We start from the raw sequence: 25,325 nt of genomic DNA, 5'->3' as shown, positions 1-25,325 counted from the left end.
ACGATGAAACGTATTATAATAGACATGGACGAAGTGATCGCCGACCCGATGGGAGAGATGATCGAATGGTATCGCAAAGAACACGGCGGCGACGTCGACTACGACAAAATGGAAGGCAGCTGGCTGCTCGGCTTTCCCGAAAAAGACCAGCCAATGATCCTCGAGCGGCTGAAGTCCCCGGGCTTCTTCCGCCATCTTCCCGTAATGGAAGACAGCGTCGACGTGCTCCGCGAACTCAATAAGGCCTACGAAGTATTCATCGTCTCTGCGGCAATGGAGTTCCCCAATTCACTAAAGGACAAGCTCGAATGGCTCACCGATCATTTTCCCTTCCTCACCTGGAAACAGATCGCCCTCACCGGCAGCAAGGACCTCGTATTCGGAGACTTCATGATCGACGATCACGTAAAAAACCTAAAGGGCTTCAAAGGGAAGCCCTACATGTATACAGCCGCTCACAATCTCGACGTGACCGGCTATGACAGAATTAACAACTGGAAGGAAGCCGCCAATATCTTTCTAAAGTAAAATCCAATAAGCGGTAGCAGGGAGTGATCAATAAAATCTTTTGTTTGTAAAGGGTACCTAGAATAGGGAACGGATCAGGTTTTACTTAACCTTCGGATATTCGGATTTTACTAATTTCCCTGCTTGCTTATTGGTTGGTCGTTTGAACGTCCAGCGATCACCTCACTTTCAGCTGTCCATTCTCGATACGTTCATCATCGGTAAACACCTCGAAGAGGAAATTACCTTCTGAAATATTGGTCAGAACCGTCGTTTCACGGTTACGGATTTGCGTTTGGGATACTAGCCTGCCGTCCATATCGAACAGGAAGAAGCTCGGTAGACTTTTCCATTCTCGCCATTAGCCGAGAAGAACAGCACCTGCTGTCTGGCGTCCGGATACAACTTAATCTTGTGTTTTTTGCTACTCAGGGACTTATTTACCTCGATACTGTGGATAGTATCGTATCCCGAAGGATGGTGTCCGTCTGCCGGAGAGGTTCCGGCGGCATTGGCCGACGTCTGAATGCAAAGGATCAGGCCAAGCGCGGCCAGTCCGTTCAGCATTTTCGGAGAAAGAAATGTTTTCGTAAGGGGTACAGTTTTCATCATAGCTCCATTGATTTCATTCAATCAATAAAAAAGATAGGGTACGGATCAACAACAACTTAAAACAACATCAAAACAACGATCAAAATATGGTACGATCAACAACTAAAACAAACTAGAACCTTAACAGCGGACAGTGCGTCGAGTTTCTCCAGCGCGAAGCGCTGTTTCCACCAAGGCGGATACCCAGCTTGAACTGCGCCGAGAAATAGGCGTCATTCTGCGAGGGATCACCCCTCTTATTACCCGGACGGTAGCCCTGAGGCTGCACCGCGGCAGGAGTCTTATTAGCCATCGCAGCGGCTATCGGAGCCAGCGAAGGAGACAGATACTTATAGAACAGGCTGGGATCTACATACTTCGTACTCACGTCATCGACATAGTCAGTGAACGTCTTGCGATGGATGATCTCGAAAGATACGTTCACATTCTCACTGATAAAATATTTGATACCGACACCGATCGGAATGTTCAGCTGCGTCAGCTTGTAGTTCTTCCTGTCGGGATACTCGGGGAACCCTTCACCTTCCGTGTGGAGAGGCTGCAGGTCTACCCAGTAGGTATCACCGTTAGGGGATTTATAGCTGCCCTGCGGATTGAAATGGAACATACCAAGACCGATCACGCCATATGGACGCAGCCGGGCGGTTACATCTTCAGGGTCTTCTTCAAGAAAGACAGTCGGATAAAATTCCGCCATCAGCGTACCTTCGATTATTTTGCTGCGGAAATCCAGATTACGCTGGAGACGCGACACCTCATCGCCACCTTTCGGCTTGATCTCATTGTCGGCGCCTTCGAGAGTACCGTAGTTCAATGATAAACGGAAACCCAACCATTGCATGGGATAAGCTGTGGCATAAGCACCTACCGCGATCTTGGTGGTGGACATGTTATAGTCTTTGATAAAGGTTGTTCCCTTGCCTGCATGACCTCCAAGGTCACCCAGAAACACCATGGGTCCGAGGGTTAGGCCCACTTCGGTGTTATTCCCGGCCTCTTCCTGGCTGTATGACGTAGAACTCAGACATAGGGTAGCGGCTAACACGAACAAACACTTCCATGATAAGGAGTGTAGACTCTGTTTCATTTGATATTAGATTTAGTTTTCCGATGGTTTGGATTCCGTTTTTCAACCAAATTGAAAAAGGGGACTCTGTGTAAGAAACGAAAAAAGGGCGTTTAATTGTGTATCAAACGCCAACAATTTTATCCACAGGAAGACAACCTAAGGCATTTACCTTAAGACTCAATAGGTAATAGCATTTCAATATGCTCGATTCCATCTTCGAGATAGACGTCTCCTTTTGGACAAACCCAAAAGTTTCGTAGAATTTTTTCAGATAGTACTGCGCGCCGATCCGTATATCCTGTTTTCCAAATAGCCTATATAAGGTATCGATACTCTGGACCAGCAGCTCGCGCCCAATCCCTCGCCCCTCGCGGCAGGGGAACTTACGATACGCCCTATCGAAGATTCCTCATAGGAAAATCCCGCAGGTAAGACTCGTGAATATCCCAGGAGTTCGCCGCCTTCCCAACCCATGAGGTGATAGCAATCAAGATCTTTGTTATCCATATCCAGAAACACACAATTCTGCTCAACCACAAACACTTCACTACGCAATCGCAGTATCGCGTACAATTCTCTTGTCGTTAACTCTTCGAATTTCTTACAGGTCCAGGTCGTCATAGTTTAGTATCCATATTTTTCTCCCCACAATCCTTTTAAGAACTTGCGGAGCTCTTCTTCACGCGAATTTTTTCCGGGGTCATAGAACTTCGTCCCCGCAATCTCCTTCGGCAGATACTCCTGCGCCGAGAAATTGCCTTCATAACTGTGGCTATATTGATAGCCCTTGCCATAGTCCATATTCTTCATCAGCTTAGTCGGCGCGTTGCGGACATGCAGCGGCACCGGCAGGTCCCCAAAATTTCTCACCGCCGCCTGCGCCGCGCCGATCGCAGTCGTAGCGGAATTGCTCTTCGGCGAAGTGGCCAGATAGATCGCACACTGCGAAAGGATCAGGTTCGATTCGGGGTACCCGATCTTATTCACCGCCTCGAAACACGCATTGGCCAGCAACAGCGCATTGGGATTGGCATTGCCGATATCTTCACTAGCGAGTATCAATAGACGGCGCGCGATGAATTTTACGTCCTCCCCGCCTTCGATCATTCTCGCCAGCCAGTATACCGCCGCATTGGGATCACTCCCGCGGATGCATTTGATGAACGCGGAAATGATATCGTAGTGCTGTTCGCCTTTCTTGTCGTACAGCGCGATGCGCTGCTGCGCGATCTCCATCACTTTTTCATCAGTGATCTCCGCGCCTTTTCCCGCGGCGTCGCACACGACTTCCAGCAGGTTCAGCAGCTTGCGCGCATCCCCGCCCGAGATATTGATCAGCGCAGCCGTTTCCTTCAGCTGAATGCCGGAGTCGCGGAGCTCCTCGTCGTCCCTGAAAGCATTATGTAACAGAAGGGTCAGGTCATCTTCCGTAAGCGGCTTCAACACATACACCTGACACCGGCTCAGCAAGGCGCTGTTGACCTCGAACGAAGGGTTTTCCGTAGTCGCGCCTATCAGGGTCACGATCCCTTTTTCTACGGCCCCCAGCAGGGCGTCCTGCTGTCCCTTATTGAACCGGTGGATCTCGTCGATAAACAGAATGGCCTTTTCCTGGTCCCTCGCCTCGGCGATTACCTCCCGGACTTCTTTTACCCCCGCGGAGATGGCGCTGAGCGTATAAAAAGGTACCTGCAGCGAATTGGCGATGATCCCGGCGATCGTCGTTTTACCCGTTCCGGGAGGCCCCCAGAGGATCATGGAGGGCGGCTTACCGTGTTCTATGGCCGTCCGGAGCACGCTCCCCCTGCCGGTCAGGTGCTGCTGACCGACCAGCTGATCAAGGGTCTGCGGCCTTAGCCGCTCTGCCAGAGGGGCTCGCGTCGATGCCATAACAAAATTTTAAGTGACAATAGTACAACAAGTTACCCGTTTTCATGTTTAAATTGAGAGACAAATCACCGGCCCGATCACGTCGCCGCCGGGTCAGGCATAAATCGGTTCACCATGAGGGGAGGGCTACTTATTTTAACATTGTTCGTATTTCTTGGGGCGACGGCTCAGGCCATCGTCTCCGACGAACCCGCCTCCTCCGAAAATCCCATTACACCCCACAAACCCGGTAAAGGCGCCAAAGCGGCAGGCACCGACGCCTACAGCAGCCCCAGCCTTTCCTCCTCCCAGCCCGGCAAACTCTCCGGCGTCGGGAACTATGCACTCAACCGCCCAGGTATCGTGATGATCCGAACGGAATATTCCGCCAACGTCTACGTCAACAGCATGAAGATGGATTCAAGGGCCTTCAACGCCCTCCTCGACTCCATTCAAAAGCTGGACCACGGCGGCGGCGTCACCGCCGAACAAAAACTCGATATTGTACTCAAGGAAATGAACGGCCGCCCAAACCGTTTTTTCGTGACTACCTTCGACTACATCAAACAGCCCGAGCAGATCACGGCCACCGGTACCGGCTTTTTCCTCACCGGCAACGGCTACGTGGCCACCAATTGTCACCTGATCGAACGCGAAGAGTCCTTCATCCGCAGACAGTTCATTCTCTCCGCCTTTCACCAGATCACCGACGCCAGCATCGCCGCGCTCGAAACTTCCTGGGCCACCCATTTTACCGAACAACAGCGCAGCCTCCTCTACAATACCTACGCTTCAGTATACTCCCGCCTCTTCTCCATGATCCTCTACGACCTGAAGAAGAATATCTACGTGGTTTACCGCAGCGATAAAAGCAGCCTCCACACCGACACGGTCAAAAAACCCGCGGCCGTCATCGCCAAAGGCGAACCCATGCCGGGAAAAGACATCGCCATCCTCAAGATAGCAGCCGACGAGGACATGCCCGTACTCCGGCTTACCCAGACGGGTCTGCCGCAGGTCGGCGAACAGCTCTTTGTATATGGGTATCCCGGTCCCGTGACCAACAACGACTTCGTCTCATCCGCGTCGGCGATCGAACCCACCATGACCACCGGCATCGTCAGCGCGATCAAAAATCCGTCGGCGGCTGGCCACTGGTCCAGATGGACGCCAACATCAACCACGGCAGCAGCGGCGGTCCTGTTTGTAATGAAAGGGGGAAGTCATCGGGCTGACCACCTTCGGCAGCCTCGAGAATACCGGCGGCCTGGCGGCAGGCCTCAATTTCGCCGTTCCGGTCAACATCCTCTACGAATTTCTCGATACCATCAATCCCGGGATCAGCCGGTCGACCCGCCTCTTCTCCCAGGGGACTCTCGGCCTGGCAGCAACAGCACTACCGCGCCGCCCTTTGTAAATTCGAGGAAACAGAGAAATACAACAGCCACTATCCCGGGCTGTACACCTATATCGCCGATTGTCAGGAAAATATCCGGAAAGGAAGAGGCTCGCTCGAGCCCGTTACGCGGATCTTGATTGTCAGTACCCTACTCCTGTCGCTGACCGCTCTGGTCTTCGTTATCAGGGCTCGTCGCCCGGCCTGACATCATCATTTGGCCTCACATCACTCCGATTGACGAGAAAATACCACCGCAGCAGCCGGAAATTCAGCATTACATTGATCCCAACACAGATCCCCAGAAACGCGATGATATAACCGATATTGCGAAAAACAGAAGGCGTAGCAAACTGCAGATACCTCGGGTCGGCGTCCTTCAACTGTGCGATCCCGTCCTTGAACATCTTCACCGCTTCCGTGGCCTTCCCCGCAAACGTAAGACCGTTGACGACAAACATGATCGCAAAGAACATCGCCACAAATCCGACAAAGCGGATCCCCGTGGGAGTCTGGCTGCTCAGCTTGCTCCCCGGCCTCCGGATACTCCTCTGCAGGAGCACCGCCGCATAGCAGTTCAGCGGGATACAGCTAAGCAATACGACACCGATCAGTAAGGGCATTTGCTGCGAAGCCACGGCGGACAGCGCCAGCAGCAAAAGAAATCCGCTCCAGAACAGGAGGTTGAACCAGGTCAGAATGGTCGCTATTTTCAGGGCAGTCTTCATGCGTTCTCTCCTTTCACGTTCAGTTGGATCGAAAGTTCCGTCAGCTGTTTATCATCGATGGTGCTCGGCGCGTCGAGCATGACGTCGCGGCCGCTGTTGTTCTTCGGGAAAGCGATAAAGTCACGGATACTCTCGCTGCCGCCCAGAATAGAACAGAGACGGTCAAAGCCAAACGCTATACCGCCATGAGGTGGCGCCCCATACTCAAAGGCCCCGAGCAGGAACCCAAACTTATGCAGAGACTCCTCTTGGCTCATCCCGAGCGCCGCGAACATCTTCTCCTGCAGCTCGCGCTGGAAGATCCGGATCGATCCGCCTCCGATCTCGTTCCCGTTCAGCACCATGTCATAGGCATTCGCCTTGATATGGTTATAAGGGTGCTCGAGATATTTGTCGGCGTCTTCGATGACCGGGTTATTCCTGATCATGACTTCGATGTCCGAAGGCTTGGGGGACGTGAAGGGATGGTGACGCGCTACCCAGCGATTCTCTTCTTCGGCATACTCGAAGAGGGGGAAATCCAGTACCCACAGCAATTTGAACTCGTTGTCCTTGCGGAATCCCAGGCGCTTGCCCATCTCGAGACGCAGCTCGCTGGTCGCCTTGCGCGTCCTTTCTTCCTTGCCGGCCAGCAGCAGAATAAGATCGCCCTTCCGGGCGCCCGCAGCTTCCGCGATAGCTTTTAACTTCTCTTCGCTATAGAATTTGTCGACGCTGCTCTTCAGGCTGCCGTCGGTATTGTACTTGATGTATACAAGACCCTTCATGCCGATCTGCGGGCGCTTGACCCACTCGGTGAGTTCATCCGTCTGCTTGCGCGTGTATTCGCTGCAGCCCGGCGCGCAGATGGCAAGTACCGTTTCTGCGTCGTCGAACACGCCAAAACCGGCGCCGTTGATCAGCCCGCCGTTTGCGGGCTTTTCGCCGCCGATGGTAAAGGCCGACTTGAGATTCAGGATCTTCATCCCGAACCGGATATCGGGCTTGTCATTTCCATACTGCCACATCGCCTCTTCCCAGGTCATCCGCTGGATCTTCTCCGTATAGTCGATATTTTTTACCGCTTTGAAGATATGCCTGACCATGCCTTCGAACATCGTGAGGATATCTTCCTGCTCTACAAAACTCATTTCGCAGTCGATCTGCGTGAACTCCGGCTGCCTGTCGGCGCGAAGGTCTTCGTCGCGAAAACATTTGACGATCTGGTAATACCGGTCATAGCCGCTGACCATCAGCAGCTGCTTAAAGGTCTGCGGAGACTGCGGCAGGGCATAGAACTGGCCTGGATTCATCCTGGAAGGGACCACGAAGTCACGCGCGCCTTCCGGCGTCGACTTGATGAGAAACGGCGTTTCCAGGTCCATGAAATTGTTCTCGTGGAGATAGTTGCGCGCGGCGCGGTTGACGGCATAGCGCAACTCGAGATTCTTTTTCACGGCCTGCCGGCGAAGGTCGAGATAGCGGTACTTCATTCGCAGGTCATCGCCTCCGTCGGTGTCGTCCTGTATCGTGAAGGGTGGGGTAGCGGATTTATTGAGGATCTTAAAAGACACGACCTTCAGTTCGATATCCCCGGTGGCAAGCTGCGGATTTTTTGCCGTGCGCTCGCTCACCTCTCCTTTTACCTGCAATACAAACTCCCGACCCAGGGGATTGTCCGCGAGTTCCTTGTTCAGTTCTTCACCAAACAGCAGCTGCGTAAGACCATAACGGTCGCGAAGGTCCACGAACGTTATGCTGCCAAATTTACGCACCGTCTGCACCCAGCCGGCCAATGTTACGGACTGTCCAATATTTGCGGCTCTTAATTCCCCACAGGTATGAGTTCGATACATGCCTTTATTTTTTGTAAGAGGAGCAAAGGTATGGATGATGCGGGAAAATTCAGTATTTTTCGCGTCGATGTCCAGCGGTGCTGTCAATATGATCGGCTTTATCCTGCTTGGGGTTGGCCTTACCCGCCTGTTCCCCCATTTCTGGGTATGGGTGAAGAAACAGAAGATCGTACGGGTCTATGAAGAAAGACACAACGACTTCGAAAGCCTGCTGTGCCGCTACAATCCCTATTTTAAAAGCCTGGACCGCCCGGGCAGGGAAAGGTTCCTGCGCCGGGTACTGCTGTTTATGGAGATGAAGAAGTTCGAATACATCGACCTCGAGCCACAGGAAACCATGCCGCTGCTGGTCAGCGCCGCCGCGGTCCAGCTGACCTTCGGCCTCGAACACTTCCTGCTGGACCATTTTCACACCATTTATATAATAAAGGACAAATACCGCTATGGCCTCTATAATATGCCTTTCGAAGGGCACGTCAGCGAGGACGGCATCTACCTCTCCTGGGCCCATTTTATAAGGGAGTTCGACGACTATTCCGATGGCCAGAACGTCGGCCTCCACGAGATGGCCCACGCGCTCACCTATGTCAACTTTACCGTCCAGGACGGCCGCGACAATACATTTTACCAACACTTTAACGACTTCTCCTGATCGCCCGCCCCATCTTCGAACGGATGCAGGCCGGCGAGTCCAACCTCCTCAATTCATACGCAGCCACCAACTACCAGGAGTTCTGGGCCGTCTGTATCGAAACCTTTTTCGAACGCAGCTGCTCCTTCCGCCGCCAGCTGCCCGAGCTCTACTTCGCCCTCTGCTCCCTACTCAACCAGGACCCCCTGACAGCGGGCAAGATCCTCGTCGCCCAACACCAGTCCTGAACCACTTTCCCGGGCCTCCCCCCGCGCCACCCCCGCGGCGTCCGCCGCCGTGAACCACCGCGTGAACCATCACACCGCCCCTCGCTGCGGCTCTTTATATTTAAATAATTATCCATCAGCAAATTATATAGATAAAATAAAACATTTCCACAACACTTCTCATTTTCAAAAATTCTTTTTATTTTGTTTGCCTATCCGTACGATTCATTCCTCTTGATTAAACCCGCTACTAGGTTTCCACTCTAATCTGAAAGCCGAGTTCCGTATCCAACAGCCAATGTTAAGACCCGATTGACGTGTTCGCCGATCGTCCATTTGAAAAGTTAGAAAAATGAACCTTATGGAAATCGTTGTCATTATTTCATTGGTAATTGGTATTCTTCTTCTGAATCGCCCGGTCACAGTTCTATGTCAGCGTTTGTATACCAGGCATCAGTTCAAACGTTTTATTGCCCGGGAGACATTCTACCACTCCGTTATTTCCCGACATTTCAGGTACTACAACCGCCTTGGTCTCGAAGAACAGCGGAAATTCCTTTTCCGCACCTATCTCTTTCAGCACGCCAAGAACTTCCACTATATAGAGGTAGAGCCTTCCGCCGAAATGCCGATCCTCGTCAGCGCCGCCGCCGTGCAGCTGACCTTCGGCCTCGAAAAGTTCAAGCTGAACTATTTCGACGACATCTTCATCCTCCGCGATGACTACCACTACGGGTACTATTCCCGTCCCTTCATGGGCCACGTCGACCAGACAGGCATCTATCTTTCCTGGGATAATTTTATCAAGGGTATCTCCGGCCAGACCGCCAACTGCAACGTCGGTCTCCACGAGATGGCTCACGCCCTCGCCTACGTCAACTTCGTGACCCAAACCGAAGAAGACAAACACTTCAAGAAAGAGTTCCCCAACTTCTCCAAAGCTGGCCCGCCCGATCTTCACCTCCATGCAGCAGGGAGAGGTTCGCGCCAAGAATTTGCTGGGTGACTACGCCGCGACCAACTACCACGAGTTCTGGGCCGTCGCCGTCGAAGTATTCTTCGAAAGTCCCGTCGCCTTCCGCCACGAGATGCCCGATCTGTACGAGGCCATGGCCTGCGTCCTCAACCAGGACCCCCTCAATTTCATCTCCGGCAACACGACGATCATCCGCCGCCCCGAAGCCTCAAAAGCAAAAATTACCGCAACCCCAAAAATCAACGGGACCCCGGCAACTACCGCGAAAGCAGCTTCGTAAACCGCCTCACATCCGCGTCAGGTCTTATGGGACTACCCCCAACGATATGCTGTGCCAACTGCCTTGCAAAATAAGGCGCGAGGCTACACCCCTTTGTCCCCATCCCGTTCAGGATCCCCACCCGGGAATACACCGGATGAAACCCGACAAACGGTCTTCGCTCCACCGTCGCCGGTCTCACCGAGGCAAAATGATCCACAATCCTGAACGGCAGCTTTATCCAGTTCTTCAACAACAAATCAGTCCTCTCCCGAAAAGCCGCCGTCGGCCCATCCGTCTCAAACGACCACTCATACGAGGATCCAACCCAATAGAACCCATCCTGCCACGGCGCGAGACTGATCCCCTTCTTAAAGACCGGCCGATCCCCTCTGCGTCCGCCACCCCCAACGGGATACTCCCCTCTGCGTCCGCCACCCCCAATAGGGTCCTCCCCCTTGCGCCCGTCACCCCCAATGAGGCCCCCACTATACCCCCCAGTTCCGGGATCTCGACAATCAGCACCTCCCCCTTATTCGGCGCGAACGGCAGCCTGGAAAACCAGGGGCTATCACAACTCCCGATCCCATCACAAAAAACCACCCTTTCCGCCCTGATATCCCCATACCGCACATAGTCAGGAAAAACCTCCAAATCCCCCGCTCAAACCGCTGCTCCAGCAAAATCCCCATCCCCACCATCCGTTGACGTGCCGCGGCCAGCAAACCTTGCATATCGACCAGATAACAGGGGCTGATCACCCCATATCCCAACTCGTAATAAAAACAATCCTTCCACCGGGCCTCGTCAGCCGGCAGCTGCAGCCAGCTCGCATCCTCCGCCAGCCGGTCGAGAAAGGCCAGCCGCATCTGCGCACTGGGGAAAAAATCAGTCACACTGGTTTCAGTCAGAAAAGGGCGCCCCAGAACCCCGCTCAACCGGCCATATGCCTCCCGCGCCGAAGCCAGCAGCTCGTCGATCATCCAGGTCGTCACCAGCCGCCGCCCGGTCACGGGATTGATTAGCCCCGCGGCAATCCCGGAGGCGGCAAAAGGCCGGGCCTCGTCGATCACCAGATGGCTGACACCCGCCGCCTCCAGCTCAAGGCTCAAAAAACTCCCGCAAATCCCTTGTCCGATGATCAGTGTATTGACCTGCTGTGACATGTTGTCGTGGTTCGAAGTTTGCTATAGTAAAAGCGTAAAAGTAAATAAAATGCTGGGTTTACGTTTTTCAGCGCCGCGGCGGCCGCGGCCGCCTAACCAACCGCCTTGCACAGATAGGCTTCAGGCGCGTATACGATAGTATCAATCAGTACGGCATAAAAAAAGGCGTCGACGAAATGGGCATCGACGCCTTTATCGAACACTGTGCGCGGCTCGCCGCAGGCACCGGCGCCGTTACCGGCCTCGGCGGTCCCGTCACTTTTCTCATCGGCATCCCCGCCGATATGATCAACTGTCTTACCCAGCAATTCCGCGTCACCCTCGGCGTCATCTACCACCGCCGCGGCACCTATAATATCGCATTCGACGAGTTCATGTCCATCGTCGCCATCAGCGTCGGCGTCGAAGCCGGCCTTATCATGACCCGCGGCGTACTCGAACACATCGCCGAACGCCTCTTCGTCCGCATGGGCGCAAGGGCCGGCGGCCGCCTCATCCCCTCGTCGGCGCCGTCGTCGGAGGCACCACCAACTATTTCTTCATCAAAGGCATCGGTCGCTCCGTAAAAAGACTCCCCCTCTAGGAGCCCCCAGCGCACCCCGTCACTCCACACTCACCCGTATCCCCTCACTATGATACGAAAACTCCGGAGCATACATACACTCCACACTCGTAATGCCATTACTGAAACTACCAGCCTGTCCCACCGTCAGCGGATACTCAAACACGTAAGTCCCCCTCGGCAACAACGAAAAGAAAAATCCGTGCTCGCATCCTTCGTACTCTCATAGTACCCCAACCCATCCTGCCACTTGTACTGGCTGATCACATTCACAGGCTCCATACAAGCCGCCCGCATATCCTTCATATGGACATACTCCAAACTCCTGTCCGCCTTCAACTGTATCCTCACCACGACCTTATCTCCAGGCCTAAGCACACCGTTGTCAGCCACAGGCTCCAACACCCTGCCAGCCCCCGTCAGCCGCTCGATAAATAATTGCTTTGTCAGCGCCAGCGGCGCCGTACTGCTGCCGGGCGGCGTGATCTTGTCTAATATGTCGAAATACTGCCAGTAGACCGAACCCCACGCCGGCGAACCGGATCCCGAACCCGACCCAGCACCGGCAGACCCCATAGTCACCGTAATATTCCCCATCGACGGATTCACGAACGGCGCATCAAAAACTTTTTAAAATACCCCGTCCCGGCTTCCCCCTGCTCCTGCTGCACCAGCTTGTCACCGAGCCTGATCGTAACATTTCTTTCCTCACTGACCCAGCTAACCCCACCCACGAGCAACGCATAACACGCGTCCGCAGTGGCTTTCGTCGTCCTCCAGCTATGCGTCTGCTTTTGTTTCAGCAGCCAGGTCTTCAGGTCCCGGTCGACGGCCTTGTCCGCTCCAATCTCGCCAAAAGCTTCTATCAGCAGCGACTGTATCTCGATCGGCGCTTCATACCAATAGTACCCGCCTTCCATACCCTTCCAGTACATGCCTCTTTCCGCGTCGACGATAGCAGTCTGCTTCAGCGACTTGACAATGTCCTTCGCCGTCTGCACATCCCCCGTCCGGAACAGGGCCAGCGCGATCATGCCCTGCACATATTTACTGCGGCTGACCCACGAACCCTGCACCTGTTTGCGGAAATAGCTGACCGCCGGCAGTATATTACCCGGAATCCCATAGTCGTTGAAGAAACTCCGCATATAGAGATACTGTACGGGCAGCTCTCCGATCCACGGCATCACGGTCTTCGCTGCCGCCACCGGCCGCGCCTTGACCTGCTCCTCATACCTCTTCTTCATTTGCAGATCCACATACGCCAGCGCCGGCTTCACGATCCCCGCCACCTGCTGCACCAGCGATTCGGGTATCGCATTCAGCCGCCTGCATATGCCCGATCCCCGTGAGGATATACTGCGTGATATATAAGTCATTCATCCCGCCCTTGAACCACGCGAATCCCCCGTCCTCCGACTGCATAGCCTTCAGCCGGTCGAAAGTCGTCGCAAGCTCCGTACTCATCCGGTTCATGTCGAAAAGCCTCGCGACATTTTTCTTCTGCTGCTCTTCCGTCTTCCCCTGCAGCACCCATGGCGTTTCTTCGAGAAGCACGGATTTCAACTCCTGATTCTTCTGCAGATTGCTCAGCAGCGCCGCCGTGTCCTGTGTCTCCCAGCGCCGGAAGATCTCCTTCAGTCGGGGAGAGGACCCCACGATCCTGGCCGCCAGCGCATTGGCATACCACCGGTTGAAAGTCTGCTCCGCACATTCATACGGGTATTCGCTCAGATAGGGCAGCGACTGTACGGCATACCAGACTGGATTTGCCGTGAACTCCACCGTCAGCGCATGGTGATTGAGCGTCTCGCTGCCGCCGCTATGCAACAGCTTGCCGAAAGTAAATTGTCGCGTTCCGTCACCCTTCATATCCAGGGGCAACGTTTCGGTCACCAGCATACGATTGCTCACCACTGGCAGAACCGCCTCCTCCCCATCACTATAACTTTTCGACTGCGCCGTCACCCGATAGGTCAGCGGACGGTTGTACTGGAACGGTACCACCAGCGGGAAACTCACCACCGCACTCTGCCCCGGCCCCACCGTAAAATATTGGTTGGGCTGCCGGTTGGTAAACCATCCGTCGGCCGTCTCCCCCGTCGTCGGGTCCGTCAATTGAAGGGCCACCTGTCCCGTCATCTCCGAGTCCGTCAGATTCACCACCTTCACCGGCAAGTCCAGATGATCCCCCTCCCGCAAAAACCGCGGGACATTCGGCTGCACCATCAGCTGCTTCTGCGTCACCACCGTCTTCTCCGAATACCCGAACGCCAGCTCCTTCGTATGCGCCAGAACCATCCAGCTTCCACGACGTCAGCGCCTCCGGCATCGTAAACGAAAAACTCGTGTTCCCCCCACTATCCGTCCTCAGATCCGGAAAAAAGAACGCCGTTTCATTGAAGTTCCTGCGAACCTGCACCGGGCCATTCCCCGGCCCATTCACAGGCGCCGGCACCGGCGCGGCAGACGGCGCATCCGCCGATACTTCGTCTGCCTTCTTTATCATTACCCCCGGTAAATAGCCTTCTGGCTCTGGCATCACCCTTCCGGCAGCGATACCCTGCGACGAAGCGAGATTGTACATCACCGGCGCATTGCCCCTTCTCATGGAAGGAGAATAATAATTCCCCAGCGGATTGTCGTCGCCCGACATCAGCCGGTCATAAACTTTGATATACGGCGGACGCACCCCCTGTCCTCCCATTTCATAAAGCTATACCCGGACACAAAATTGCTGCTCATCCAGGGCCACCGGTCGCCGGACAACTCCGGATAAAGGTCCGGTTTCGCCCACTGATGGGATTCGAACTGGTCCAGAGAAGCGTCATACATCGCTGCCAGCACCTCCGCCGATACTTTGTCTCCATGCTGCCCGCTGATAGTAACCGACCATTTTTCTTTACTGCCAGGCTCCGTCTTATCCCGATAGCTTGCATATCGTACGGCCAGCTCTTTGTTGGTCCAGGGCACATTGATCCGATGCGTAACGGAATAGATCCGGTTGTCTTTGACAAAAACGTCCGATACGCTGATTCCGCCGCGATCTGTTTCCGATATATCGAATTCGGTCGTCTTCCTTTCCCCGCCGAGTGTAAAGAGGCCGATAGCGGAATCTTTTTGTTGGATATGCTCGACATGGCGGAAGACAACGACTTCTTTCGCAGAGCTGCCTACTTCTACCCTGGCCTTCCTGCCGGGCTCCACCGTTTGTTCAGGCACAGACAACCAGCTATACTGGGGATTGGCCGGCTTCCCCGTCCTGCCATCGTATAGCTCTATATAACTCCCGTCCTTTACTTCCTGCCCATATGCGTCGGTGGTGGTAGCTTCTACGAAATACCAACCAGGTGTCAGACGTCCCGCGGGTATACTGAAACGGGCGCCGGAAGCAGCCCCCGTAGCCCCGCTTTCTTCCCAAACCGCCGAACCCTTTGCCCACGATTCCTTCTCCAGTTCATTCTTGTATTCATCGTGGGGAAAGCTATCCAAAAACGCCTTCTCCGTCATCAGCCAGCGGTCAGGTCGCGCCCACAGCCGTTGCCGGATGAGCCGCTCAGGCGACCGCAGCGGATAAATACTGACTTTCACCCTGCTATTGACTGGCTCTCCGGAAAGATTGGCGCTGCCCACCGTCAGTTGCCTGAGGCTATCCGAAGGCAGGTGTTCACCTCCCGCGACCCGAAGGTCCAGATTTAACGCAGTGTATCCTGTCGTGACAGAGGTCCTGCCGCTGCGCGTTTCACCGTTGATGTCGGTTACGTCGGCCGATACTTCGAACTCCCATCGGGGATCTGTCTTGCGGTCGATCATACGGTCCGGGGAGGCGACAAAGACAATGCTGAAATTACCTTTCGAATCAGTTTTTACAACGCCGTGTTTGATCTCCTTTGTCTCACCGCGCGGAACGATCCTGCCCCAAGAGTACAGCGGACGGACCATCGACCTTCTTATGACTCTGTAGGTTACCGAAGCCCCATCCAGTCCATTGCCGGCATATGCTTTGACATTTCCTGTGACACGGATACTGTCTCCCAACCGGTATCCGCCTTTTTGCTTCTCATATTCCACATAGAAGGTCGGACGCTTGTATTCTTCCACGGAAAAAGATGCTTCACCGTTCTTAGCATCGCTGAGCCGCCAACTTCCGTTGAGCCGCCCCGTCGGAAGCCGAAAACTTCCGTGGTATGAGCCATAGTCGTTGGCGGTCAGTTCCAGCGAATCGACGACCGTTGAATTGGCGTCGTAGAGGAAAACCTTAGTCTTGCGGCCTGCCATCATTTTAGGTTCGTGTGACGTCTTGTCCCTCGTCACTACGACCCCTTTGAAATACACGGTCTGTCCCGGTCTGTAGATCTTCCGGTCAAGGAAGAAATAGGTCTCCTGATGTTCCTCTTCGTATTTCTCCGGTTCCGATTGCGCCTGGTCGTAATACATCGGGCCATTGGACGCGTACATATCGCGGACAAAGAGATGATCGCCGCCCGTGCTTATCTCCAGTGCAATTTCCCTGTAGGCATTTTTGCCCGCGTCATTCCGAAGGATGAAATGGCCCTTATCGTCGGTATGATACAGCTCCGCCTTTTTCAGCTGCTGCCGCGTGCTTTGGTCGGGACTCCATACCTGCACCGTCGCACCGCCTAGCGGCCGGCCGCTGTTTCGGTCGACGACAAAATAGTCGCTTCCCTTTTGAAAGTCAGCGATGCCCGATACATAAAGGTATTGGACGCATACGGCCTTTCCCGGGCCAGAGTCGGGATCGGCAGTACCCAATAATGCGTAGCTGCCGGAAGGCAATGCGCCGATCGCGATCTCCGCGCTATGGCGCCGGTAGTCATGGTCGTCCGGCAGAGCCAGGTCGAACCGGCGGTAGGCGGGCCTTCCCGCTATCTCTTTCCAAAACCCGGGATCACCGATATTGATATTGGGTAACTTCGTATAACTATCCATATTGATCAGCCGGAGATAGAGGTGGTCGATATTGCTCCAGGTGACCAACGCGCGCATCGGCATTCCCGGCGGGTTGATCTTTTCTGTTTGGACCGTCAGATATTTTTGCAACAGCTCGTCGCGAAGCCGGAGACAGTCTTCTTTTCCCTGACTGCTATCTTTTTGTGCGATGACCCTGTCGCAGATGGCCTTTGCTTTTACGTTGTCATATTGCTTCGCCTGCAGATACCAGGCTTCCGCCGCAGCCGGTTCGTCGCCGTATTTGTCGGTTATTCGGATCAGCGCATGCGTAAACATCCCGTCCTTGTCGTCCATCGCCCCGTTGTTATTCACAAATTGAAGACGTTCGAGATCGACATCGATCAGTGCTGCGGGCCTGGAGTCTCCCAGATGAAAGACGATCAGCCGCTGGAACAGCGTCAGCGCCCTGTACTGGCGCGAACCCGTATCCGTGGTGATCCAGCGATGACGGGCGAAGGCTGCAGCATCGCCGAAGGCAACGGTATCCTCGATCGCGAATGCGTCGGCAGCCGCCCCGGTCCCGGCAATATTATAAGTGAAATAATCCAGCGCCCGGTGCGCCAGCAGGTCGAACAACGTTGGCCTCAGCGAAGGAACATTTCCCTTCAGAAGTATGGGATTGAAATCAGCCGGTTTGACCGACGCCAGCAGAGACTGCTGCTGCAGCGAAGCCAAATACAACCCTCCGATCCGGCTGTCAAAATCATCGGCGCCCCACGTGCCCATATCAGCTTTTACAAAATTCACCGTCTTCGACCGGTTCCTCAGCTGCCATTGGTGCCCCAGAAAATATCGTTCATAAACACCCGCCAGCAAATTCTCAAGGACGGCCCTCGCCGGCTGCGGAGCGACCACAATCGCAGAGTCCAGTTCCTTTACGGTCGCTTCTTCTGCATTTTCATTTTTGCTGTTCAGCACCTCGCGGTAGATCAGGGCTTTGATGCTCTGGGGTTGATTGTGCTCCTGTCTGGACAGCAGCAGCAATTTATTGACTTCGGTCAGCGCCGATTCGGTAAGGCCTTTTTTATTATACAACGAATCGATGATCTTCCACTTACGATCATAGTCCGTCTTCGGCTGGGCTACCAGCCCACTTACCGAAAGACAGAGAGTTACCAGGATACTGAGGTTTTTCAGGCGCATAGGTCAAAACTTTTTTAAAGATACTTTTTTTCCAGGATGCACCGTCTGAGCCAATTACATATGGTAATACCCTTTTAACATAGCTATAACTGCCCGGCCTTAAACATGCCGCACCCCCGCGATCTTATATAGGAAAACTGATTTACTTAACTTAAAATTGAATTTATGAAAACGAAATTATTTATACTCCTTGCTGCTGGTTTGTTCGCCGGTGTCGCTACCCAGGCTCAGGGCCGTTTTGACGACCGCCGCGACCTTAGTCACGACCGCGTAGACGTCCGCCACGATCGCAGCGACCTTCGCTATGATCGCCGCGAAATGAGCCGCGACAGAAGGGACGGCGACTTCCATGATCTCCGTCACGACCGCAGGGACTATGCCCATGACCGCCGCGACCTCCGCTTTGACCGTCATGACCTCTACCGCGACCGTTACGACCGGGCCCGCGACCGCAGGAACTGTTTCTAAAAACTAAGTCTCTATACATAAGGCCATCAATACAAAAGCCGGTCCCTGAGAAGGGGCCGGCTTTGCTTTATAAATGTCTTGAAGCCTATTTCTTCAAAATTTTCGCCATCGTACTACCGATCTCAGCCGGCGTCTGTACAACAGTGATCCCACATTCCGCCATGATCTTCATCTTCGCCGCGGCCGTATCGTCGGCGCCGCCGATGATCGCACCGGCATGGCCCATCCTTCTTCCGGGAGGCGCCGTCTGGCCCGCGATAAATCCAACTACCGGCTTGCGGTTATTTTCTTTTATCCAGCGGGCCGCCTCGGCTTCCATGCTTCCGCCGATCTCTCCGATCATAACGATACCTTCCGTTCCGGGATCGTTCATCAGCAGTTCGACCGCTTCTTTTGTCGGCGTTCCGATGATGGGGTCGCCTCCGATACCTACGGCGGTTGAAATTCCGAGACCGGCCTTCGCCACCTGGTCCGCTGCTTCATAGGTCAGCGTACCCGACTTCGATACGATGCCAATCTTACCCGGCTTAAAGACAAATCCTGGCATGATTCCGACCTTGCACTCACCCGCAGTGATCACACCGGGGCAGTTGGGGCCGATCAGCCTCGTATTCCTGCCCAACAGGTAGTTCTTCGCCCTTACCATGTCCTGTACGGGAATACCTTCAGTGATACAGATGACCAGCTCGATACCGGCCTCGGCCGCTTCCATGATCGCGTCAGCCGCAAATGCCGGCGGAACGAAGATGATGGATACATTGGCCTGCGTATTTTTTACCGCGTCAGCTACCGTATTGAAGACCGGACGCTCGATATGCGTAGAGCCACCCTTTCCCGGGGTAACCCCACCCACTACCTGGGTGCCATAGTCGATCATTTGCGTAGCATGGAAAGTCCCTTCTGTTCCTGTAAAGCCCTGTACGATGATTCTGGAGTTCTTGTTAACTAAGATTGACATGAGAGACGTTTTTAACCGTTCGGGGGACGAAGTTAGGGGAAAAACGTTTCCCGTCCAATCAATTTTGTCGGGCTTTTCCGCGGCCTTGCACCCAATTCTTCCATTACCCGTCAGCGCGGTCCTCACCCCTCGGGCGAATCAATTCTTATTCTGGGCATACATCACGATCGAAGCCTTTTCGATAACGTTTGCGTTGAGATAAAATCCCACCAGCGCCGGCCCGGCAGTCTTATCCAGCGCGATCTTCGTCTTCAGGGCATACACCGTAATGATATATTCGTGGATCGGTCCGGGAGGAGGCGCAGGCCCGAGATAACCCGGCATACCGGCGTCATTGTTGGTCTGGATCGTGCCTGCCGGAGCCAGGTTCTTGCTGACATTCCCCGCATCGGCCCTGAGTTCCGTCACGCTGGCGGGGATATTGAACGCCTGCCAGTGCCAGAATCCGCTGCCCGTCGGAGCGTCCTTGTCGTACATGGTCACGGCAAAAGCCTGCGTACCCGCGGGCGCATTCTCCCAGTGCAGTTCGGGGGAGATATTGTCTCCGTGGGCGCCAAAACTATTCGCCCATTGCTTATTGGTCGCCTGTCCGCCAATATCATTGCTTTTCAGCGTAAACGTCTGTGCCGATACAGTCCCGGCCATCATAGCCAAAACAAGAACCAAGATTAGTCTGTGCATATTAATGAAGATTTAATACGCAAATTTATTCCAGGATCGGGATGCCCGCTAGGGCCATTGGTCCAATTACTATCGGCAGACGTTCACCGTATCGGCCCCAAAATTCTTTTGAAATTCCTTCGGCGTAACGCCATACACCTGCTTGAACGACTGGCTAAAACTGGAGTGATTTTCATACCCCAGCTGAAAATAAATTTCACTCGGCCTGGCCTGCTGTCGCAGCAGTACCACCGCCTGCTCCATCCTCCGCTGCAGCAGCCATTTTATTCGGCGAGGTCCCATACAACCGGGCAAATCTTCTCTTGAAAGTAGACAGGCTCAAATTACACAAAAACGCCAGCTCTTCCACAGTGACGGAGTGGGGGAGATTGCTCTCTACCGCGGCCTGCAGCTGCCTGTCGGTCGCGTCGACACGGTCGAAGATCCGGAACGAGAACAGCGCCTCGGGACATTTGTCCGCCAGATAAAGCAGCAGCTCCTCGAACTTCAGCTGCAACAGCTCCTCCTGTAATGGACCGGCCTGCACCAGCAGCTGCAGCGAGTGGAGATAGTTCTGAATAAAGGCGTCGGCCACGAAATTTACGATCGCCTCCTCACCGCATCCAATGATCTTCTCCGTCCGCTCCAGCAAAAATGGATATTTTGTAAAGGTCGACCTCAGCACTTCATCGTTAAAGAAGAACAACAGGCTACGGTAACAGTTGCCGGAAGAAAGTTTTTCCGTCATCAGACAGTTCCCGCCCGCGATCATCAGGAACTGGCCGGGAAAGATGCGAAGCGGAGCACCCGGACGGTGTACCAGTTTTTCTCCTTCCAGCAGAAAGCTGAAGAGATTGTTCGTAATCGTTACCCTGGACTTACTGGAGGCGAGTGAACTCTCGTACATACGGATGCCGATCTTCTCCGGCGATACAGGGCATATTTCGCCGGCAAAAAGATCGGTTGGTATCGTAAACAGATTTCCCAAATTAAAAGGCTGGCCGTTCTATTTCAACAGTTCGTCCATATTCCGGTTGTTGTCGATCTTGCCCTTGGCTTCCAGCATCCGCATATCCTTCGCGTCCTGGAGGAACTCGGAGGCGAAGATAAAATCGTTCAGCAGCTTGTTCTTGCTGAAGATGATCTCCTTGTTGCTACCCTCCCATTCTTTGACGCCCTGGTACATATACATGATATGATCGCCGATTTCCATCACGCTGTTCATATCGTGCGTATTCACCACCGTGGTGATATTGTATTCCTCGGTAATTTCTTTGATGAGCTTGTCGATCAGCAGGGAGGTTTGCGGGTCGAGACCGGAGTTGGGCTCGTCACAGAAAAGATACTTGGGGTTGAGTACGATCGCCCGGGCGATGCCAACCCTTTTCTTCATCCCCCCCGATATTTCGGCGGGATATTTTTTATTGGCGTCCTTGAGATTGACGCGGTCCAGTACCTCGTTGACCCTTTTCAGTTTTTCCGCATAGGTCTTCTTCGTAAACATATCCAGCGGAAACATCACGTTCTGTTCGACCGTCTGACTGTCGAACAGCGCCGAGCCCTGAAAGAGCATGCCGATATTCTGGCGCAGGTCCTTGCGGCGTTCCTCATTCATTTCCGAAAAGTTCTGGCCGTCATAGATGATCTCCCCGCTGTCGGGCTCGAACAGATCCGACCAGGCATTTCATCATTACGGTCTTGCCGCTGCCGCTGGTGCCGATGATCAGGTTGCATTTCCCCGTCCGGAATACCGCGCTCACGTCGTTGATGACCGTCTTCGGGCCAAAACCTTTTTTATGTTTTTGATCTCGATCATATGTTTCAGTCTCTGCTCCGCTGCGCCGCTATCGCGGCCTAACCGGAGCCAATGATTTGATGAACTTTCGGCGGTTGCTTCCAGGGCAAGTCACAATAGGATCGCCGAAAGTACATAGTCCGCAAAAAGCACCAGCACGCAGCTCACAACCACCGCCTTGGTGCTTGCCCTTCCGATCTCCAGCGCGCCGCCCTGTACATTATACCCGAAATAGGCGGGAATGCTCGAAATGATAAAGGCGAATGTATAGGACTTGGCGAGAGCGAAAAATACGTTATACGGCTTAAAGTACTGATGAAGCCCTTTATCAAAAGCCGCCGAGGACAGGATCCCCGTCGCGGTACCGGCCACCCGGCCGCCCCAGATACTCAGCACCATGGATATGACGATCAGCATGGGGATCACGAAGATCGCCGCCAGCAGCTTGGGCATGATCAGATAGGCCTTGGTATTGATGCCCATTATCTCGAGCGCGTCTATCTGTTCGCTGACCCGCATATTCCCCAGTTCACTCGCGATCTTGCTGCCGACCACACCCGCCAATACGATACAGACCAGGGTAGGCGAAAACTCCGAGGATGACCGTATCCCGGACGATCTGCGCGATGGTAGAGAGGGGATCAGCGGGCTCACCAGCTGGTAGGCCGTCTGCAGCGTCGATACCGCACCCATGAACACGGAGATGATCGCAACGATGCCCAGCGAGCCGATGCCGATATCCGAGCACTGGTGCATGAATTCCTTCCAGTACATCTTGCCGTTTTCCGGCTTTGAGAACATTCCCTTTAGCGTCAGCAGATATAGCCCGAACTCCGAGAAAAAATTCATCTTACTTATTTGGTTAATGTTTTACCCTTTTCCACCAGGGCGCCTTTCTGGACTCCTCATCGGAGGTCTTGCATTTGATCTGTGCATCGACTATTGCCACCAAAGCTACGTTATATATATTGCGCACGGTGCTGCCCAGCTGTAAAACGTGCACCGGTTTTTTCAGTCCCAGCAGGATCGGCCCGATCGCGTCGGCGCCGCCCACTTCTTTCAGCAGGTTGTAAGCGATATTGCCGGCTGCGAGATTCGGGAATACCAGCGTATTCACTTCCTGGTCCACCAGCTCGCTGAAGGGGTAGTTTTCCCGGATCAGTTCGTTGTTGAGCGCCACGCTGGCCTGCATCTCACCGTCTACGATCAGGCCTGGTTCCCTTTGTTTCACGATCTCCCTGGCTTCCGCCACCAGTCTGGCCTCGGGGGAATTGCTCGTCCCGAAGTTGGAGTAGCTGAGCATGGCGACCCTCGGGGTGAGGTTGAAATGCTGTACCTCGCGGGCGACCAGCAGCGTGATATCCGCCAGCTCTTCGGCGGTGGGATTGAAGTTGACGGTCGTGTCGGCGAGAAACAGCGGTCCTCTCTTGGTCAGCAACAGATACATACCCGCGATCTTCTTCACCCCGTCTTCTGTGCCGATGGCCTGAAGGGCGGGCCGGATGGTATCGGGGTAGTTCTTGGTCAGCCCCGAGATCATGGCGTCGGCAAGGCCGGTCTCCACCATCATGCAGCCGAAATAGTTGCGGTCGCGCATGATCTTGGCCGCCTCGTATTTATTGAATCCGCGGCGCTGGCGCTTCTCGAAGAACAACTCTCCGAATTTCTTGCGCTGCTCTTCGTATTCGTCGTTGTAGGGGTTGATCACCGGCATTCCGTCCAGATCGATCGAGTTGGCCGCGGCGATATGGCGGATCTTTCTCTCGTCGCCCAGCAGCATGGGATAGGCCACGCCTTCGTCATACAGCAGCTGTGCGACCTTTAATATTTTGAGGTTGTCGGCTTCCGCGAACACCAGTCTTTTCGGGTTCAGACGGGCCTTCGTGCTGAGCACGCGCATCAGCTGGTTGTCCAGACCCAGTCTCCTGTTTAGTTCGATGGAATAGGCTTCCCAGTTGTCGATGGGCTGCCCGGCCACGCCGCTTTCTATCGCAGCCTTGGCAACTGCGGGACTAACAGTCGATATCAGTCTGGGATCCAGAGGTTTAGGTATGATATAGGTCGGGCCGAAGACCATATTCTTCTCGTTGTAGGCCATGTTCACGATATCCGGAACGGGCGTCTTGGCGAGTTCGGCCGGGGCCTTTACCGCAGCCAGCTTCATGGCTTCATTGATCTGCCTCGCCCTTACGTCGAGCGCGCCCCTGAAGATAAAGGGGAATCCGAGGACATTGTTCACCTGATTGGGATAGTCGCTGCGGCCCGTAGCCATGATGATGTCTTCCCGGGCGGCGGTCGCCTGCTCATAGCTGATCTCCGGGTCGGGGTTGGCCATCGCGAAGACGATCGGCTTGCGCGCCATGGATTTGACCATCTCGGGAGTGACCACATTGCCGACGCTCAGACCGACGAAGACATCGGCGTCTTTCATCGCCGTTTCGAGCGTCCAGTCATTCTTCCTGACGGCGAATTTCATTCTCTCTTCATCCAGATCGGTCCTGCCTTCGTGGATCACGCCGTCCTTGTCGAACAGGGTGAAATGCTCCGGCCTGGCGCCCAGCGCGACGTAGAGTTTGACGCAGGCCATCGCCGCGGCGCCGGCGCCGTTGATCACGAACCGGACCTTATCGATCTTCTTTTTCTGTAACTCGAGGGCGTTCAGGAGGGCGGCGCTGCTGATGATGGCCGTGCCATGCTGGTCGTCGTGCATGACGGGTATCTTCAACTGGTCCCTGAGCTCGCGTTCGATATAGAAACACTCCGGGGCCTTGATGTCCTCCAGATTGATCCCGCCAAACGTGGGCTCGAGGGCCTTGACGATCTGGACGAATTTTTCCGGGTCTTTTTCGTTGATCTCGATGTCAAAAACGTCGATGTCTGCGAAAATCTTGAAAAGTACACCCTTTCCTTCCATTACCGGCTTCGACGCCTCGGGGCCGATATCGCCCAGACCCAGTACCGCGGTACCGTTGCTGATCACCGCAACCAGATTGCCTTTGGCGGTGTACTTGTAGACGTCTTCGACGTTCCTGTGGATCTCTTTGCAGGGTTCCGCTACGCCGGGAGAGTAAGCCAGGGAAAGGTCTCGTTGAGTTTTCGCCTCCTTTGTGGGAACGACCTCTATCTTACCTGGCCGTCCTTTCGAATGATATTCAAGCGCCTGCTCTTTTCGGAGCTGTTTTTTTGCATACGGGAAATTTATCGTTCCGGCGGCGTGGCTACCCCGCCGTCCGGGCAGGTCCTCCATAGGGGACCAGGGGTCCATAAACCGCTGCAAAATACGAAAATGCTGCCAAACCCGGTTTTGACCGATTTTACCCCTCGTCCCCCGTTTTTTACCCAACAAACTCCCACCCCGAACTCCCTCCCCTGCATACCCTGCGCGGTTCAGGCCACCCTCGACATTCCCGTCTTGCGCGGTTCACACCCCCTGCGCGGATCACACCCCCTGCGCGGTTCACGCCCCCTGCGCGGTTCACACCCCCTGCGCGGT

27 protein-coding genes and 1 pseudogene are annotated in these 25,325 nt (G+C 54.3%); 8 read left to right on the top strand and 20 right to left on the bottom strand.

All coding sequences use genetic code 11. The features are described 5' to 3' along the window. Window positions 1-3 precede the first annotated feature (3 nt). Window positions 4-528, top strand: coding sequence for a 5' nucleotidase, NT5C type (locus tag ACQ86N_RS38825; protein WP_431211708.1), 525 nt, complete (start codon window positions 4-6; stop codon window positions 526-528). A gap of 282 nt (window positions 529-810) precedes the next feature. On the opposite strand, the gene ACQ86N_RS38820 is transcribed toward ACQ86N_RS38825, so the two are convergent. From ACQ86N_RS38820 to ACQ86N_RS38800, 5 genes are all read right to left on the bottom strand, one after another. Then, a complete protein-coding gene (locus ACQ86N_RS38820; protein ID WP_431211707.1) occupies window positions 811-1,074 on the bottom strand; it encodes a hypothetical protein in 264 nt (87 codons plus the stop codon). 157 nt (window positions 1,075-1,231) lie between these two features. Beyond that, window positions 1,232-2,206 (bottom strand): hypothetical protein, encoded by a 975-nt coding sequence (locus tag ACQ86N_RS38815; RefSeq protein ID WP_431211706.1) that lies wholly within the window; start codon window positions 2,204-2,206, stop codon window positions 1,232-1,234. A 103-nt stretch (window positions 2,207-2,309) separates the two neighbouring features. Continuing rightward, window positions 2,310-2,519: a hypothetical protein gene (locus ACQ86N_RS38810; RefSeq protein ID WP_431217773.1), complete on the bottom strand. Its 210-nt coding sequence runs from the start codon at window positions 2,517-2,519 to the stop codon at window positions 2,310-2,312. Further along, entirely contained in the window at window positions 2,456-2,662 is a 207-nt protein-coding gene (locus ACQ86N_RS38805) for a hypothetical protein (RefSeq protein ID WP_431217772.1), read from the bottom strand. Before ACQ86N_RS38805 ends, ACQ86N_RS38810 begins: the two co-directional genes overlap by 64 nt. Before the next feature lie 150 nt (window positions 2,663-2,812). Beyond that, complete coding sequence (locus tag ACQ86N_RS38800; RefSeq protein WP_431211705.1) at window positions 2,813-4,078, bottom strand: replication-associated recombination protein A; 1,266 nt, start codon at window positions 4,076-4,078, stop codon at window positions 2,813-2,815. A 141-nt stretch (window positions 4,079-4,219) separates the two neighbouring features. Here ACQ86N_RS38800 and ACQ86N_RS38795 point away from each other — a divergent pair, with 141 nt between their 5' ends. Continuing rightward, window positions 4,220-5,593 carry a hypothetical protein gene (locus ACQ86N_RS38795; RefSeq protein ID WP_431211704.1) on the top strand — a complete coding sequence of 458 codons (1,374 nt, stop codon included), beginning with the start codon at window positions 4,220-4,222 and terminating at the stop codon, window positions 5,591-5,593. Window positions 5,594-5,638: 45 nt separating this feature from the next. On the opposite strand, the gene ACQ86N_RS38790 is transcribed toward ACQ86N_RS38795, so the two are convergent. Both ACQ86N_RS38790 and aspS read right to left on the bottom strand, forming a co-directional pair. After that, window positions 5,639-6,181 (bottom strand): hypothetical protein, encoded by a 543-nt coding sequence (locus ACQ86N_RS38790; protein WP_431211703.1) that lies wholly within the window; start codon window positions 6,179-6,181, stop codon window positions 5,639-5,641. Then, entirely contained in the window at window positions 6,178-8,016 is a 1,839-nt protein-coding gene (aspS, locus tag ACQ86N_RS38785; RefSeq protein ID WP_431211702.1) for an aspartate--tRNA ligase, read from the bottom strand. The genes ACQ86N_RS38790 and aspS overlap by 4 nt, the downstream gene beginning before the upstream one ends. Before the next feature lie 67 nt (window positions 8,017-8,083). Between aspS and ACQ86N_RS38780 the strand changes: the two genes are divergently transcribed. The 4 genes from ACQ86N_RS38780 (at window position 8,084) to ACQ86N_RS38765 (ending at window position 10,130) form a co-directional block, all read left to right on the top strand. Beyond that, window positions 8,084-8,668, top strand: a complete 585-nt coding sequence (locus ACQ86N_RS38780; RefSeq protein WP_431211701.1) for a zinc-dependent peptidase — start codon at window positions 8,084-8,086, stop codon at window positions 8,666-8,668. 23 nt (window positions 8,669-8,691) lie between these two features. After that, window positions 8,692-8,895: a zinc-dependent peptidase gene (locus ACQ86N_RS38775; RefSeq protein WP_431211700.1), complete on the top strand. Its 204-nt coding sequence runs from the start codon at window positions 8,692-8,694 to the stop codon at window positions 8,893-8,895. Between the two features lie 418 nt (window positions 8,896-9,313). Then, the gene (locus tag ACQ86N_RS38770) at window positions 9,314-9,880 is read left to right on the top strand and encodes a zinc-dependent peptidase (RefSeq protein WP_431211699.1); all 567 of its coding nucleotides are present in this window, start codon (window positions 9,314-9,316) and stop codon (window positions 9,878-9,880) included. After that, window positions 9,870-10,130 carry a zinc-dependent peptidase gene (locus ACQ86N_RS38765; protein ID WP_431211698.1) on the top strand — a complete coding sequence of 87 codons (261 nt, stop codon included), beginning with the start codon at window positions 9,870-9,872 and terminating at the stop codon, window positions 10,128-10,130. Before ACQ86N_RS38770 ends, ACQ86N_RS38765 begins: the two co-directional genes overlap by 11 nt. Here ACQ86N_RS38765 and ACQ86N_RS38760 read toward each other — a convergent pair. Together ACQ86N_RS38760 and ACQ86N_RS38755 are read right to left on the bottom strand one after the other, a co-directional pair. Then, entirely contained in the window at window positions 10,108-10,554 is a 447-nt protein-coding gene (locus ACQ86N_RS38760) for an FAD-dependent oxidoreductase (RefSeq protein ID WP_431217771.1), read from the bottom strand. The two genes, ACQ86N_RS38765 and ACQ86N_RS38760, sit on opposite strands and share 23 nt — an antisense overlap. A gap of 73 nt (window positions 10,555-10,627) precedes the next feature. After that, the gene (locus ACQ86N_RS38755) at window positions 10,628-11,275 is read right to left on the bottom strand and encodes a hypothetical protein (RefSeq protein WP_431211697.1); all 648 of its coding nucleotides are present in this window, start codon (window positions 11,273-11,275) and stop codon (window positions 10,628-10,630) included. 176 nt (window positions 11,276-11,451) lie between these two features. Here ACQ86N_RS38755 and ACQ86N_RS38750 point away from each other — a divergent pair, with 176 nt between their 5' ends. Then, window positions 11,452-11,841 (top strand): hypothetical protein, encoded by a 390-nt coding sequence (locus ACQ86N_RS38750; RefSeq protein WP_431211696.1) that lies wholly within the window; start codon window positions 11,452-11,454, stop codon window positions 11,839-11,841. A gap of 36 nt (window positions 11,842-11,877) precedes the next feature. Here the strand turns inward: ACQ86N_RS38750 and ACQ86N_RS38745 are convergent. The 4 genes and pseudogenes from ACQ86N_RS38745 to ACQ86N_RS38730 all read right to left on the bottom strand — a co-directional run bounded on the left by ACQ86N_RS38745 (window position 11,878) and on the right by ACQ86N_RS38730 (window position 17,951). Then, window positions 11,878-12,413 (bottom strand): annotated as a pseudogene (locus ACQ86N_RS38745) (hypothetical protein). Between the two features lie 29 nt (window positions 12,414-12,442). Next, on the bottom strand, window positions 12,443-13,117 hold the full coding sequence (locus tag ACQ86N_RS38740; protein WP_431211695.1) for a hypothetical protein: 675 nt from the start codon (window positions 13,115-13,117) through the stop codon (window positions 12,443-12,445). Then, entirely contained in the window at window positions 13,068-14,138 is a 1,071-nt protein-coding gene (locus tag ACQ86N_RS38735; RefSeq protein WP_431211694.1) for an alpha-2-macroglobulin family protein, read from the bottom strand. Before ACQ86N_RS38735 ends, ACQ86N_RS38740 begins: the two co-directional genes overlap by 50 nt. A 354-nt stretch (window positions 14,139-14,492) precedes the next feature. After that, the gene (locus tag ACQ86N_RS38730; protein ID WP_431211693.1) at window positions 14,493-17,951 is read right to left on the bottom strand and encodes an MG2 domain-containing protein; all 3,459 of its coding nucleotides are present in this window, start codon (window positions 17,949-17,951) and stop codon (window positions 14,493-14,495) included. Between the two features lie 165 nt (window positions 17,952-18,116). Here ACQ86N_RS38730 and ACQ86N_RS38725 point away from each other — a divergent pair, with 165 nt between their 5' ends. Next, the gene (locus tag ACQ86N_RS38725; RefSeq protein WP_431211692.1) at window positions 18,117-18,419 is read left to right on the top strand and encodes a hypothetical protein; all 303 of its coding nucleotides are present in this window, start codon (window positions 18,117-18,119) and stop codon (window positions 18,417-18,419) included. An 85-nt stretch (window positions 18,420-18,504) separates the two neighbouring features. Here ACQ86N_RS38725 and sucD read toward each other — a convergent pair whose 3' ends face one another. The 7 genes from sucD to ACQ86N_RS38690 form a co-directional block, all read right to left on the bottom strand. Further along, window positions 18,505-19,377, bottom strand: coding sequence for a succinate--CoA ligase subunit alpha (sucD, locus tag ACQ86N_RS38720; protein WP_431211691.1), 873 nt, complete (start codon window positions 19,375-19,377; stop codon window positions 18,505-18,507). A 138-nt stretch (window positions 19,378-19,515) separates the two neighbouring features. Further along, complete coding sequence (locus tag ACQ86N_RS38715; RefSeq protein WP_431211690.1) at window positions 19,516-20,058, bottom strand: YbhB/YbcL family Raf kinase inhibitor-like protein; 543 nt, start codon at window positions 20,056-20,058, stop codon at window positions 19,516-19,518. 69 nt (window positions 20,059-20,127) lie between these two features. Beyond that, window positions 20,128-20,301 carry a helix-turn-helix domain-containing protein gene (locus ACQ86N_RS38710; protein WP_431211689.1) on the bottom strand — a complete coding sequence of 58 codons (174 nt, stop codon included), beginning with the start codon at window positions 20,299-20,301 and terminating at the stop codon, window positions 20,128-20,130. Then, the gene (locus ACQ86N_RS38705) at window positions 20,255-21,025 is read right to left on the bottom strand and encodes a helix-turn-helix transcriptional regulator (protein WP_431211688.1); all 771 of its coding nucleotides are present in this window, start codon (window positions 21,023-21,025) and stop codon (window positions 20,255-20,257) included. Before ACQ86N_RS38705 ends, ACQ86N_RS38710 begins: the two co-directional genes overlap by 47 nt. Window positions 21,026-21,043: 18 nt before the next feature. Continuing rightward, window positions 21,044-21,706 (bottom strand): ABC transporter ATP-binding protein, encoded by a 663-nt coding sequence (locus tag ACQ86N_RS38700; protein ID WP_431217770.1) that lies wholly within the window; start codon window positions 21,704-21,706, stop codon window positions 21,044-21,046. Between the two features lie 237 nt (window positions 21,707-21,943). Further along, window positions 21,944-22,681 (bottom strand): MlaE family ABC transporter permease, encoded by a 738-nt coding sequence (locus ACQ86N_RS38695; protein ID WP_431211687.1) that lies wholly within the window; start codon window positions 22,679-22,681, stop codon window positions 21,944-21,946. 13 nt (window positions 22,682-22,694) lie between these two features. After that, the gene (locus ACQ86N_RS38690; RefSeq protein WP_431211686.1) at window positions 22,695-25,097 is read right to left on the bottom strand and encodes an NADP-dependent malic enzyme; all 2,403 of its coding nucleotides are present in this window, start codon (window positions 25,095-25,097) and stop codon (window positions 22,695-22,697) included. Window positions 25,098-25,325: the final 228 nt, after the last annotated feature.

Source organism: Puia sp. P3, assembly GCF_050632245.1.
Lineage (GTDB): Bacteria > Bacteroidota > Bacteroidia > Chitinophagales > Chitinophagaceae > Puia.
The sequence above is the reverse complement of the archived record's forward strand: the minus strand, read 5'-3'. Positions and strand labels throughout refer to the sequence as shown.